11 protein-coding genes and 2 pseudogenes are annotated in these 12,359 nt (G+C 66.2%); 6 read left to right on the top strand and 7 right to left on the bottom strand.

Going from position 1 to position 12,359, the window contains the following annotated elements; genetic code table 11:
- Positions 1-2: 2 nt before the first annotated feature.
- Together ACXKR8_RS31580 and ACXKR8_RS31575 are read left to right on the top strand one after the other, a co-directional pair.
- Complete coding sequence (locus ACXKR8_RS31580) at positions 3-284, top strand: exodeoxyribonuclease VII small subunit (protein ID WP_458267974.1); 282 nt, start codon at positions 3-5, stop codon at positions 282-284.
- A 113-nt stretch (positions 285-397) separates the two neighbouring features.
- Positions 398-994, top strand: a complete 597-nt coding sequence (locus ACXKR8_RS31575; RefSeq protein ID WP_458267973.1) for a malonic semialdehyde reductase — start codon at positions 398-400, stop codon at positions 992-994.
- 63 nt (positions 995-1,057) lie between these two features.
- On the opposite strand, the gene ACXKR8_RS31570 is transcribed toward ACXKR8_RS31575, so the two are convergent.
- Positions 1,058-1,627, bottom strand: coding sequence for a DUF4245 domain-containing protein (locus ACXKR8_RS31570; RefSeq protein ID WP_458267972.1), 570 nt, complete (start codon positions 1,625-1,627; stop codon positions 1,058-1,060).
- Positions 1,628-1,798: 171 nt separating this feature from the next.
- Here ACXKR8_RS31570 and glpX point away from each other — a divergent pair.
- Positions 1,799-2,840, top strand: a pseudogene (gene glpX / locus ACXKR8_RS31565) (class II fructose-bisphosphatase).
- Between the two features lie 55 nt (positions 2,841-2,895).
- On the opposite strand, the pseudogene ACXKR8_RS31560 reads toward glpX, so the two are convergent.
- The 3 genes and pseudogenes from ACXKR8_RS31560 to ACXKR8_RS31550 form a co-directional block, all read right to left on the bottom strand.
- Positions 2,896-3,244, bottom strand: a pseudogene (locus ACXKR8_RS31560) (WhiB family transcriptional regulator).
- Positions 3,245-3,607: 363 nt separating this feature from the next.
- Positions 3,608-5,008, bottom strand: a complete 1,401-nt coding sequence (locus ACXKR8_RS31555; RefSeq protein WP_458266600.1) for an IS1380 family transposase — start codon at positions 5,006-5,008, stop codon at positions 3,608-3,610.
- Positions 5,009-5,184: 176 nt separating this feature from the next.
- Positions 5,185-5,901 (bottom strand): DUF1707 SHOCT-like domain-containing protein, encoded by a 717-nt coding sequence (locus ACXKR8_RS31550; protein ID WP_458267969.1) that lies wholly within the window; start codon positions 5,899-5,901, stop codon positions 5,185-5,187.
- A 93-nt stretch (positions 5,902-5,994) separates the two neighbouring features.
- Here ACXKR8_RS31550 and ACXKR8_RS31545 point away from each other — a divergent pair, with 93 nt between their 5' ends.
- The gene (locus tag ACXKR8_RS31545; RefSeq protein WP_458267968.1) at positions 5,995-7,650 is read left to right on the top strand and encodes a fumarate hydratase; all 1,656 of its coding nucleotides are present in this window, start codon (positions 5,995-5,997) and stop codon (positions 7,648-7,650) included.
- 60 nt (positions 7,651-7,710) lie between these two features.
- Here the strand turns inward: ACXKR8_RS31545 and ACXKR8_RS31540 are convergent, their stop codons facing one another.
- The 3 genes from ACXKR8_RS31540 to ACXKR8_RS31530 all read right to left on the bottom strand — a co-directional run bounded on the left by ACXKR8_RS31540 (position 7,711) and on the right by ACXKR8_RS31530 (position 10,006).
- On the bottom strand, positions 7,711-8,043 hold the full coding sequence (locus tag ACXKR8_RS31540) for a PCC domain-containing protein (protein ID WP_458267967.1): 333 nt from the start codon (positions 8,041-8,043) through the stop codon (positions 7,711-7,713).
- A complete protein-coding gene (locus ACXKR8_RS31535) occupies positions 8,034-8,837 on the bottom strand; it encodes a hypothetical protein (protein ID WP_458267966.1) in 804 nt (267 codons plus the stop codon). Before ACXKR8_RS31535 ends, ACXKR8_RS31540 begins: the two co-directional genes overlap by 10 nt.
- A 590-nt stretch (positions 8,838-9,427) precedes the next feature.
- On the bottom strand, positions 9,428-10,006 hold the full coding sequence (locus ACXKR8_RS31530; protein ID WP_458267965.1) for a recombinase family protein: 579 nt from the start codon (positions 10,004-10,006) through the stop codon (positions 9,428-9,430).
- A gap of 274 nt (positions 10,007-10,280) precedes the next feature.
- On the opposite strand from ACXKR8_RS31530, the gene ACXKR8_RS31525 reads away from it, so the two are divergent.
- Positions 10,281-11,288 carry a hypothetical protein gene (locus tag ACXKR8_RS31525; protein WP_458267964.1) on the top strand — a complete coding sequence of 336 codons (1,008 nt, stop codon included), beginning with the start codon at positions 10,281-10,283 and terminating at the stop codon, positions 11,286-11,288.
- A 646-nt stretch (positions 11,289-11,934) separates the two neighbouring features.
- A complete protein-coding gene (locus ACXKR8_RS31520) occupies positions 11,935-12,294 on the top strand; it encodes a hypothetical protein (protein WP_458267963.1) in 360 nt (119 codons plus the stop codon).
- Positions 12,295-12,359 lie beyond the last annotated feature (65 nt).

Below are 12,359 nucleotides of genomic sequence, written 5' to 3'. Positions count from 1 at the left end.
GCATGACGAAGCAGTCGGACATCAAGCAGTCGGACAGCAAGCAGTCGGCCGGCCAGCGATCCGACCGCACCGTGGACGACGCCCTGGGCTATGAGCAGGCGCGGGACGCGCTGCTCGAGGTCGTCCGGACCCTGGAGACGGGCGGGACCTCGCTGGAGGAGTCGCTGGCGCTGTGGGAGCGGGGCGAGCAGCTGGCGAAGGTGTGCGAGCGCTGGCTGGACGGGGCCAGGGCGCGGCTGGACGCGGCGCTGGCGGAGGGCGAGGAGGAGCCCGCGGCCGAGTGAGGTCGATCACTCCTCACATCATCTGTTTGGCAAATGGTTGAAACTTCACCTACATTGGCGGTTGTGGACGCGGCGCTCCTGCCGCCCTCAGCACCGACCCTAAAGGTGAACCAATGTCTGACGCCCTGGTACTCGACGCCGCCGCCCAGGACCTGCTGTTCCGCGAGGCCCGCACCGCGAACACCTTCACCGACGAGCCGGTGACCGACGAGCAGATCCAGGCGATCTACGACCTGGTCAAGTACGCGCCGACCGCGTTCAACCAGCAGCCGCTGCGGGTCGTCCTGGTCCGCTCCGCCGAGGCCCGCGAGCGCCTGGTCGCCCACATGGCCGACGGCAACAAGGCCAAGACCGCCACTGCCCCGCTGGTCGCCATCCTGGCCGCGGACCACGAGTTCCACGAGGAGCTCCCGGCCCAGTTCCCCGCCTTCCCGCAGGCCAAGGACCTCTTCTTCTCCGAGCGTCCGGCCCGTGAGCACTCCAGCAACTTCAACGCCACCCTGCAGGCCGGCTACTTCGTGCTGGGCGTCCGCGCGGCCGGCCTGGCCGCGGGCCCGATGACCGGCTTCGACGCGGCCGGCATCAACAAGGAGTTCCTCGACGGCGACCACTCGGTGCTGACTGTCGTCAACATCGGCAAGCCCGGCGCCGACGCCTGGTACCCGCGCAACCCGCGGCTGTCCTTCGACGAGGTCGTCACCACCGTCTGAGCCCCGGACAGCACGGCAGAGGGCCCCACCGGCAACCGCCGGTGGGGCCCTCTGCCGTGCTGTCTACTTGAGCTTCGCGGCGAACGCCGCCAGGTCCGCGTAGGACTCGGTCCCGGTGACCGCCGTGGTGCCGGTGGCCGTCTTCAGCACCAGGGCCCGGTAGCGGTCGCCCTGGTAGTGGCTCCAGACGGTGCCGTCGACCGTGCTGGTGCCGGCCTGCTTGACCCCGTTGGTGGTCGCGTCGGCGAGGAAGGCCCCCGCCGGGCCGTTGCTCTGGCGCACCGCGACGTACTGGCCGGCCGGGTCGATGAAGCCCAGCGTCCACTGCGCGTCCTTGGCGTCCGAGCCGTCGTACTCGACCGCGGTCGCGTTCCAGCCCTTCGGCAGGCCCTCCGGCGCCAGCACCGGGTACGGGGCGGCCCGGCGTGCCGACAGCACCGCCGTGTCGTACTCGACCGGGTGCACGCCGCTGCCGCCGCTGTGCGGGATGAACAGGTAGATGACCACGCCCGCGGCCATCACCAGGACCATCGAGAGAATCATGTCCCGGGCGGACTTGTTGGCCATCCCGCGCCGCTTCGGGGCGGGGGCTGCTGCTGTCCCGGTCTGCGCCGGCGCGCTCTGAGTTGCCACCCCTCCATGGTGAACCATGGCCGGTGCCCGGCCCGGCACCGGGGTCCTGAACCCCGGCGCGCCCGGTCACCCTGCGGTACCAGTGCCGCACGCCACAGACATCTCCGCAGGTCGCCGGTACCATCGGCACACCCTCATCCGGCCGTCGTCGTACAGAGAGGTACGCAACCGATGACCGAACCACAGTCACACAGTCTTCCCTCCTCCCTCGAGGTCGCCCCCGAGGCGCCCGACCGCAACCTGGCCCTGGAACTGGTCCGGGTGACCGAAGCCGCCGCGATGGCGGCCGGCCGCTGGGTCGGCCGCGGCGACAAGAACGGCGCCGACGGCGCCGCCGTACGCGCCATGCGCACGCTCGTCCACACCGTCTCGATGAACGGCATCGTCGTCATCGGCGAGGGCGAGAAGGACGACGCGCCGATGCTCTTCAACGGCGAGCGGATCGGCGACGGGACCGGCCCCGAGTGCGACGTCGCCGTCGACCCGGTGGACGGCACCACGCTGGCCGCCAAGGGCATGCCCAACGCGGTGGCGGTGCTCGCCGTCGCCGACCGGGGCACCATGTTCGACCCCAGCGCCGTCTTCTACATGGACAAGCTGGTCGCGGGCCCGGAGGCAGCCGGTCTCGTCGACATCTCGGCCCCGGTCGAGCACAACGTCCGGGCGGTCGCCCGGGCCAAGGGCGGCACCCCGGAGGACGTCACCGTGGTCCTGCTGGACCGGCCGCGGCACGAGAAGCTGGCCGAGGAGATCCGGGCCACCGGGGCCAGGATCAAGTTCATCTCGGACGGCGACGTGGCCGGCGCGGTCATGGCGGTGCGCGAGGGCACCGGCGTCGACCTGCTGCTCGGCGTCGGCGGGACGCCCGAGGGCATCATCGCGGCCTGCGCCATAAAGTGCCTCGGCGGCGTGATCCAGGGCCGGCTCTGGCCCAAGGACGAGGCCGAGCGCCGCAAGGCCCTGGACGCCGGGCACGACCTGGACCGGATCCTGCACACCGACGACCTGGTCAGCGGCGAGAACGTGTTCTTCGTCGCCACCGGGATCACCGACGGGGAGCTGCTGCGCGGGGTGCACTACGGCCCGGAGACCGCGACCACCAGCTCGCTGGTGATTGCGGTCCAAGAGCGGCACGATCCGCAGGATCGAGAGCACCCACCGGCTGTCCAAGCTCAGGGCCTACAGCGCGATCGACTTCGACCGCGCCCGCTGACGCCTGCGGCTGATCAGCCCGGCGCTGATCAGCCCGGCCGGTCAGGTCGCGGCGGCTAGCCCGCCGCGGCGACCGGCTGGGTGGCCCGCGCCGCCTCTCGGAGCTCCTGCTCCCGGCGGCGGCGCCGGGCCAGCACCACCCGGCGCTCAGCGGCGGTCAGGCCGCCCCAGACGCCGTACGGCTCGGGCTGGAGCAGGGCGTGCTCCCGGCAGGCCAGCAGCACCGGGCAGCGCGCGCAGACCCGCTTGGCGTGCTCCTCGCGCGCCAGCCGGGCCGCGGTCGGGCTCCTTGGAGGGCGCGAAGAACAGCCCCGCCTCGTCCCGGCGACAGGCGGCATTGGAATGCCAGGGGGTGTCATCCGTGGACCCGCGTTGCACCGGGACATGAGTTCCGGACTCGGCCATACGGGCTTCTATCGGATGAAGCACGACACACTCCTGACGCAGCGATGAGAGCACGGTGAGGGGTACCGCACACCGCCGTGCGAGCCAGGCGGTGTGAGGCCAGATGTACCCTCCTGCACACCAATTCATGCATTGCGCACACAATCCGACCAACAGACAGTCAGCCCGAATCCACCGGCTGATCATTTCGGGGTTGCTCTCCTGCCCGTGGACGGTCGGCCGCTGGGGGCAACAGGTTGAGGGTGTGCGGTAGCCGCCGTGCGCGGGTCGCGGCCTGTCCGAGGGGTTGTGCGGGGTCGGGAGCGGTTGGTGGCGCTGTCGCCGGTGGCCGTCGGGCCGTCGCGGTGCGGGATCTTGTGGCGGTCAGGCCGCCGGGCGCGGCGGTGGGGAGTGGACGGCCTCGAACAGGGCGGTGAAGGCGTCGCGCCAGGGCCAGTGCTCGGGCAGATGCACCGTCAATTTGGTGCGCGCGGTGCGCGCGAGCCGGGCCGGGACGTGGACCAGGTGGGCGCGCAGGGTCGCTGTGGTGGCCTTGGCGTGGAAGACCGAGGTCAGCGCACCGGCGGCCCGCAGCAGGTTGTGCGACATCGCCCACAGGGTCAGCCACGCGGCGTTGGCCTGGAAGTTCCCGGACGGCAGGTGGGCCAGAGGCCCGGACTTCCCGTCCGCGATCACCTGCTCCACCACGGCGTGCTGCCGGTGGTGCAGTTCCGCCTGCAGCACCGCGAAGGAGCTGTCGGTGAAGACGGGGTGGTAACGCCAGGCGGTGAACAACTCGCCCTGACCCTGGGCCACTTCGGCGTTCAATCGGCGGACCCGGCGCACGATCAGCCGGGCGGTGACGTGCTCGGACTTCCTTCGGCCGGTGAAGGCGGTGTAGGGGATCTCGGCGACCTCGGCGTCGGAGACCATCTCGCCGGTGTCGGGGTCGACGAAGGCGTCCGGGTAGCGGATCGCCGTCCAGGACTCCTGCGGGATGCGGGAGATCGCGCCCGCGATGGAGGGGTTCATGCCGGTGGTCAGGGAGAATCGGGCGCCGGCCCGGCGGCAGGCGGCGACCACGTCGGCGGTGTAGAACTTGCTGTCCGCGCGGACCAGGCGGATCCCGGTGCCGCCGGTCTCCTTCGCTATGGCCAGGGCCTCGCTCACGAAGCTCTCGGCTCCGCGGACGTCGGCGGCCTTGCCGCGGCGCAGGCGGACCGCGCCGATCACGGGCCGGGCGATCGGGGTGGACAGGGTGGCCAGGATCGGGTGCAGGGTGCGCTGGCCCTTGAGGCGGCCGACCTGCGCGCCCTGCTTGGCGTGGCCGTACACGCGGCGGTGGGTGGGGTCGATGTCGATGAACATCAGTGTGTCGGCGCCGGGCAGCAGTGGGGTGCTGCGGGCCAGTCGGGCCAGGAAGTCGCGGTGAACGCGGTGGAGCTGGCGGTTGTGGCCGTGGGTGAAGGAGCGCAGGAAGGTGCCCAGGGTGGAGGGCGCGCGGACCGAGGTGAAGGCGCGGTCCATCGCGCCGTGCCGCAGCCGCGCCGCGTCGTCGATGCTGTCCGCGCCCGCGCACATCGCGCTGATCAGCGACATCACTTTGGCGGCCGGGTTGGCTCCGCCGCTGTTGTCGGCGCCCTCGATGCGGAGCGCGGACGCGGCCAGTTGCCGCAGGCCGGCCCGCTCGGCCAGCCGGACCAGCGACAGCAGCCCGGCATCGGCGATCAGGTTCGGCTCGTCGAAGACGGCGGAAACCGCTGTGGCGGCATGGCAGGATTGCATCTCGCGGATGTTCTCTCGTTCTGGCGACTTGGTTCTGTAGGAAGTCCCATCGTCCCAGGTCAGAGGGCATCCGCGTCGTTATGTCCAGGCCTCGGACAGGTCATTCATCGGTGGATTCGGGGTCAGGTTGGCCGGACAGACCGTCAGCTCCAGGCCTCCAGGAACGTGCGGCAGGTCTAGTCCTCCAGGAACTTGCGGGCCTTCTCCCGTGCCTTCGCGGCGAGCTTGCTCGGCTTGCGCCACTTCGCCTCGACCCCGCCGAAGACCGCGGCGCCCTTGATGGTCACCACCGGGCCGTGCGGATCGGTGCCCTCCTGGTGCTTCACGTCGAAGCCGCCGAAGACGCCGGCCCCGCCGCCGCGCAGGGTGACATGGTCCGGGACCCTGATCTCGACGCCGCCGAACACCGCGGTGCAGTGGATCACCAGCTCGGGGGCGTCGAAGACCGCCTCGGTCAGGTCGATCTCCACCCCGCCGAACACCGCCACCGCCTTCAGCGAGCGCCCGGCGCGGAACCGGCCCTTGCGCTGCGCCCCGCCGAACACCGCGACCATGGTCTCCGGCTCGTTGCGGGCCGACAGCGAGGACTGGGCCTGCTTGGACGCCGGCCGCGGCACCGCGGCGGACTGGCGGACGTCCCCGTGGGTCGCGGCGTGGGTCGCGGCGTGCGAGGGAAGATCCCTGGTCAGCGGGACGAGCTCGCCGAGCGTCTTCGCCGCGTACACGGCGTCCACCCGGTCCGAGTGCTCCTCGGCGGTGAGCCGCCCCTCCGCGTACGCCTCGCGCAGCGCCTCGGCCACCCGCTCGCGATCGGCGTCGGAGGCGCGGAGTTCGGCCTGCACCGGGTCGGCGTAGGGCTTCTTCAAAGGGTCCGGAAGGGAAGAGTTGTCCACAGAGTGAGGATAGTCACCCGGCCGCCGTCCATGACAGCCCCGATCAGTACCCTGGTGGACGAGCTCAGATCGCCGATGATTGAGGATCCCGCCATGCCCGAATTCGCCTACACCGACCTGCTGCCGCTCGGCGCGGACCCGACTCCGTACCGGCTGCTCAGCAGCGAGGGGGTCAGCACCTTCGAGGCGAACGGGCGGACGTTCCTGCAGGTCGAGCCGGAGGCGATGCGGCTGCTCGCGGCCGAGGCGATGCACGACATCTCGCACATGCTGCGCCCGGCGCACCTGGCGCAGCTGCGCCGGATCCTGGACGACCCCGAGGCCAGCCCCAACGACCGCTTCGTGGCCCTGGACCTGCTGAAGAACGCCAGTATCGCGGTCGGCGGCGTGCTGCCGATGTGCCAGGACACCGGCACCGCGATCGTGATGGGCAAGCGCGGCCAGAACGTGCTGACCAGCGGGACCGACGAGTCGGCGCTGTCGCAGGGCATCTACGACGCCTACACCAAGCTCAATCTGCGCTACTCGCAGATGGCCCCGCTGACCATGTGGGACGAGAAGAACACCGGTAGCAACCTGCCCGCGCAGATCGAGCTCTACGCGACGGACGGCGGCGCGTACAAGTTCCTGTTCATGGCGAAGGGCGGCGGCAGCGCCAACAAGTCGTACCTGTACCAGGAGACCAAGGCGATCCTCAATGAGTCGTCGATGATGGCCTTCCTGGAGGCGAAGATCCGCTCGCTGGGGACGGCGGCCTGCCCGCCGTACCACCTGGCCATCGTGGTCGGCGGGACCAGCGCGGAGTTCGCGCTGAAGACCGCCAAGTACGCCTCCGCGCACTACCTGGACTCGCTGCCGACCGAGGGCTCGGCCACCGGCCACGGCTTCCGCGACCTGGAGCTGGAGGCGAAGGTCCAGGAGCTGACCCAGAAGATCGGCATCGGCGCCCAGTTCGGCGGCAAGTACTTCTGCCACGACGTCCGGGTGATCCGGCTGCCGCGGCACGGCGCCTCGCTGCCGGTGGCCATGGCGGTGTCCTGCTCGGCCGACCGGCAGGCGCTGGGCAAGATCACCGCGGAGGGGGTCTTCCTGGAGCAGCTGGAGACCGACCCGGCCAAGTACCTGCCGGAGACCACGGACGAGCACCTGGACGACTCGGTGGTCCGGATCGACCTGGACCAGCCGATGGCCGAGATCCGCGCAGAGCTGTCCAAGCACCCGGTGAAGACCCGGCTCTCGCTCACCGGGACGCTGGTGGTGGCGCGGGACATCGCCCACGCCAAGATCAAGGAGCGACTGGACGCGGGCGAGGGCATGCCGCAGTACCTCAAGGACCACCCGGTCTACTACGCCGGCCCGGCCAAGACCCCGGAGGGCTACGCCTCCGGCTCCTTCGGCCCGACCACGGCGGGGCGGATGGACTCCTACGTCGACCAGTTCCAGGCCGCGGGCGGCTCGATGGTGATGCTGGCCAAGGGCAACCGCTCGCAGCAGGTCACGAATGCCTGCGCCAAGCACGGCGGCTTCTACCTCGGCTCCATCGGCGGCCCGGCCGCCCGGCTGGCGCTGGACTGCATCAAGAAGGTCGAGGTCCTGGAGTACGCCGAGCTGGGCATGGAAGCCGTCTGGCGGATCGAGGTCGTGGACTTCCCCGCCTTCGTCGTCGTCGACGACAAGGGCAACGACTTCTTTGCTCCGCAGCAACCTGCCGCAGTTTTCACCAGCATCCCGGTCCGCACAGCCGAGTGAACCTCTGACCTGCTGCTTCCCTCTTAAGGACCCCGTTCCCTGTGAGCGGGGTTCCTTGCGTCACAGGCGGTGCAGGTACAGGTTCACGAAGTAGGGTCCGCCCACCTCTGCGGCATGGAGATGACCAGCGAGAGCCTGCCCGCCTTCCAGGCCGCAGGTCACATGCAGGTTGGGAACCCCGTCGATGATCTCGCCGTTCCCGGACACCTCTGCCAGTCGCCCGGACGTGAGGACAGGTTCGCGCGGGTTGTCAGCCTTCATGTTGGACAGGGTGAACGTCCGGACCGCTCCCACCACGGAGACGACAGCAGCGTTCTTGATCCCCTGCTGCTCCGCGATCCTGGTGAGCGCTTCGATCATGTCGCCCTTGTCGCGCAAGCTGATCAGTTCCACGGCCGCTCTCCGTTCATCGCTAGTCCGAGAGCCCGCAGGTTCTCCCTACTCGACTCCGTACGCAACGCCTCTCCCAGAAGGCTCCTGGCAACCGTAGAGCCACCCTCAACAGCCTCTCCCAGGTAGACAGCGGCGCACCATCTGTTGGAAGCGTCCAGAGGGTCATGGAGCAGACGGCCGAGAGCCTGCACCTCTGTATCGGGAGCAGCACGGGCGGTGTATCGGGACGCTTCCGGCCACGGCAGACCGAACGTCCTGCGGGTGAAGCAGCGCATACAGCGCGCACGGGTCTCTGCGTCGTGCCGCATGGACAGCTCTGCGCGTTCCACCAAGTCAGTGTGCTGGGTCTTGAAGAGAGTCCCCTGAGCGTTGCCACGGAGCAGCGACGTTGAGCCGTCTTCCAGCCACCGGACAAGCCGCCGCTTCGTCCCCTGGTCGCGGTTCGCAAGGTTGGCCAGGGAGACGGAGAAGTCATACGGGCCGATGTTGCGGGAGAGCCAACCTTCATCTCCACCAGCCACAGAAGCGAGCATGTCCAGTAGCTCAGCCTTGCGCGGGGCAGTGACGACTACCCCGGTAGCAGCGAGGAAGGTTCGCCGCTTCACTCTGCTGCTCCTGGCTTCACTGTTAAGCAACTCCCCTGAGCCATCGAAGACTTGGGACAGTGCAGTGATCCAACGGCCACCGGGAATGACCTTCTCGGACTCCCACCGCTTCACCTGGTCACGGGAGGGCACTCCGGCATCGTTGCCGTCCACTTCGCACAGTCGCGCCGCTAGCTCAACCTGTGTCATGCCGCGACTTAAGCGCAGGTCACGGATGACTTCCCCAATCGCCATATCTCCAGGATGCCCCCTAACTTGCCCCCGACGTGGCCGTATCCGACAGGACAACCTGAACGCATGGAAGCCAGTCGAGAGAGGCGGGGCAGAGAAGTGACTCCCAAGGATGAGGACTGCGCAGAGTGCCTGAGACTGGCCGAGCAAGAGCAGGCAGCGATGCTGACCGCCGACTACTCGCGTCGAACAGATATTCGAGTCATGTGGCATCGACACATCACAGCGATTCACTCGGCCGAGGAAGAACGAACGGACGCGCCGACCGAGGACGCTCGGAGGCACCCGTGATCCGTCTCCGCGTCTACGTGGTCAACGCCGACACCGGGGAGCAGCAGGAGTTGCAGGTGAAGGCATACGAGCCGAGCACGAAGAACGACATCTACTCACTGTCGCTGGCTCTGCCACCGTGCTCCTGCCCTCGCTGCCGACCCGCCGCAGTGGAGTTGCACAACTCTCCTTCCCAGCAAGCGAGTTGACAGCAAAATAGGCCCCCGGAGGGACCTATCTCTGTCGTGCTGCTCCCTACTCGCCAAGGTGGCAGACCTTTAGCCAAGGTGGCGGTACAGGGTCGCCCTGGATACGCCGAGCGCCTTGGCAATGCTGGTAATGCTCTCGCCCTTCTCCTTACGGGCACGCGCCACCGTGAGCACGTCGTCACTGACGACAGAAGGCCGTCCACCCGTACGCCCCTGCGCTTTCGCGGCGTCGAGACCAGCACGGGTGCGCTCCACGATCAGGGAGCGCTCAAACTCCGCCATGGCTCCGATCACCTGGAGCATGAGCCGGCCATCCGGGGTGCTGGTGTCGATGTTGGCAAGAGCGCCAGTCAGCACCTTGAAGCCGATCCCCCGTACCCGCAGAGCGTCCACGGTCGTAACAAGGTCGATGAGCGAGCGGGCGAACCTGTCGAGCTTCCAGACGACCAACGTATCTCCGGGGCGGAGGTAGTCCAGAGCCGCCGACAGCTCCGGTCGATTCGTGTTCTTGCCGGACGCCTTGTCCTCAAAGATCCGGGAGCAGCCTGCCGCGTTGAGTGAGTCGCGCTGGAGCTGTGCGTCCTGGTCCTCAGTGGAGACGCGTGCGTAGCCGATCAGGTGGCCCGTGGTCTCGCTCGTCTTCGTCATGCATGGATCGTCTCATAACTCGTCTCAAAACATCAAGGGGTTGAGCCAGGTTGTGAGACGGGTTTTGAACGCCGAAACGGCTCCATGGGACGTATCGGCGGGGTGTCTCACAATCCTTCGTTTGTTGGACGCCTTGGAACCGGTCACAGACGGTGAGGCAATCTCCGCCAGCAGTCCCACAGGGGCAGGCTGGAAAATCCCGGGTGCTGCCTACTGCGGGTGGGTCATCATGGCCATCACGCAGCGACGTGCAGAGACGGAAGACGGGTAAGCCATGGAGCGCCTGGAATTGCTGGTTGTCCAGCTCGAAGAGACCAAACGGCTGATCGAGGTGGACCGCGTCCCGCAGTTGCGGCTTGCCTTCATCCTGCTTGACAACGCGGCTGAGGTGATCCTCCACCGGTCGACGGAATCCGCGCTCTTCTTCCAGGCGACAGAAGAAGGTCTGCTGACACGCCTCAAAGAGATGGAGGCTGCCGGTCACTCTAACGACTGGATGCGCGAGCAGATGGAATCGCTTGAAAAGTCAATCGTACCCAAGAGAAGACTCAAGGAAATCGAACGAAACTTCGATGCCAAGGTGGAGTTCATGGTTTCGCGGGACCAATTGCCAGGAGAGCTAGCTCCCGTACTCGCCAAGCTGCATAAGTACCGCAATGAGACATACCATCGGGATACTCTCCGGCGGGAGCTTATTCGACCTGCCGTGCTGATCTACTTCGATGTGATCTGTTCAATGCTCGGCTACTACTCACAGGGCATGCTGTCGTACAGCAGCAATACAGTGCTCGGTCCTGAAGTGGAGCGGTTCCAGACAGAGGCTGGACCGATATCTCTGTTCGGCGTTGACCTTGCTAAAAAAATCGCGAAGCAACTCCGCAAGGAGGTTGGCCTGGATATCGAGGGGACACGGCAGGCTCTGAGTGCGCACCTGATTGCACGTTTGGACGATCTCGATAAGCACCTAAAGTTCATCGAGGATAATCTCGGTGCGCCGGGCCTAGTCCCTGGTGATGCGCTGCGTATCGTTCAAGCCGATCTGAGCGGACTTCCCACTCTGGAACAGGTCCGGAGTCGCAAATACCGCTACGGGAAAGCCGATCTCCAGCGGTGGCGGACCGAGTCCGCAGGCTTGGATTCCATTGACGACAAGGCAGCGATGTTCACCGCGTACGCGGCCATTGAGGACGACTTCGAGCCCTTGGAGGTCATGGTGGAGTCGGCAGTAACCCAGATCGACAGACAGATGCAACTAGATGACGATATCGCTCGCGGAAAATAAGCCACGCTAAGGGATAATGGAAGCTAAGGACATAACTACGAGAGGAACACACATGAGTTACCCAACTCCAATGCCCAACCTAGGTGCTATTGATGAAATGGCCGCCACTGTAGGCAACGCAAACATCTTCGAGGACATGAGAGAACCCGTACGGACCCACACCGAGGAGTTCTTACATGGATTTCACTCTGCCCGCAACGGAATGACCTCTGACGTTGTCGGAGGTTCCTCAGAGGCCGCATAGCAGTCAAAGCAAAGAGAAAGCCCTCAGTTTCCCTTATAGGGATTCTGGGGGCTTTGTCATTAACACATTTCCTGGATAACCAGATATAATAGAAGTAAAGCAGGAAAGCCGGATATCTATACACGGAGGATACGAAGAAATGAATCTAGACCAACTCTTGAATGACGAGAGACTGAGCGCGAGAGCGAAGGTTCTGGTCATTTACCTAAGCGGTTGGGTAGGTCCCGTAGGGATTCCTCAGAGCACCTTGAACAAGGTAATCGGAGGAAACAGGAGCGGGGACACCATCACGCGGGCAGTCAATGAGGCCGTAGGTGCAGGGTGGATCACTGTAGACCGCAACCGCAGACCGACTCAGTACACCGTCAATTACAACGTCAACCGATAAGGAAAGAATCAATCATGAATAGAAATAGCGAGAATTGGTGGGTTGATGCTCTCGACCCGGAGAAGATGGCTCAGGAAGCACAGAGACAGCAGGAGTTAGCAGTGCAAGCAGCAGCACAGGAGCAGCAGGTTCAGCGCAGAGAGGTGCTGCGCTTCACAGGATCTGGATTAATCCAGATCATCAAGAGATATGCTGACCAGAATCAGCCGGCTGTCTTGGATCAAGTGGCAGTCGACTTTCAGAGCGCTTTCCCAGGTGCGGACTACCGCTCTGCACTTGAAGCCCTAAAGGCAGAGGGCATAGTGCACGAGCTTGTTTCCAGCACTCAGGGATTTATGGGAACGCAGACCAGACACCTTCACCTGCTGGGGTAAGCCAATGGAAAAGATTACTCCACACAGAAGACTAAGCGAGGCAGCTCTAGCCCTGGTCAGACCGC

It is taken from the genome of Streptacidiphilus sp. PAMC 29251 (assembly GCF_054208735.2).
The sequence above is the reverse complement of the archived record's forward strand: the minus strand, read 5'-3'. Positions and strand labels throughout refer to the sequence as shown.

Coding starts and splice junctions, on each gene's coding strand:
- ACXKR8_RS31545 (WP_458267968.1), top strand. CDS start 5,995: ATGCCCGAATTCGCCTACACCGACCTGCTGCCGCTCGGCGCGGACCCG.
- ACXKR8_RS31520 (WP_458267963.1), top strand. CDS start 11,935: ATGAATAGAAATAGCGAGAATTGGTGGGTTGATGCTCTCGACCCGGAG.
- ACXKR8_RS31530 (WP_458267965.1), bottom strand. CDS start 10,006: ATGACGAAGACGAGCGAGACCACGGGCCACCTGATCGGCTACGCACGC.
- ACXKR8_RS31575 (WP_458267973.1), top strand. CDS start 398: ATGTCTGACGCCCTGGTACTCGACGCCGCCGCCCAGGACCTGCTGTTC.
- ACXKR8_RS31580 (WP_458267974.1), top strand. CDS start 3: ATGACGAAGCAGTCGGACATCAAGCAGTCGGACAGCAAGCAGTCGGCC.
- ACXKR8_RS31555 (WP_458266600.1), bottom strand. CDS start 5,008: ATGCAATCCTGCCATGCCGCCACAGCGGTTTCCGCCGTCTTCGACGAG.
- ACXKR8_RS31525 (WP_458267964.1), top strand. CDS start 10,281: ATGGAGCGCCTGGAATTGCTGGTTGTCCAGCTCGAAGAGACCAAACGG.
- ACXKR8_RS31535 (WP_458267966.1), bottom strand. CDS start 8,837: ATGACACAGGTTGAGCTAGCGGCGCGACTGTGCGAAGTGGACGGCAAC.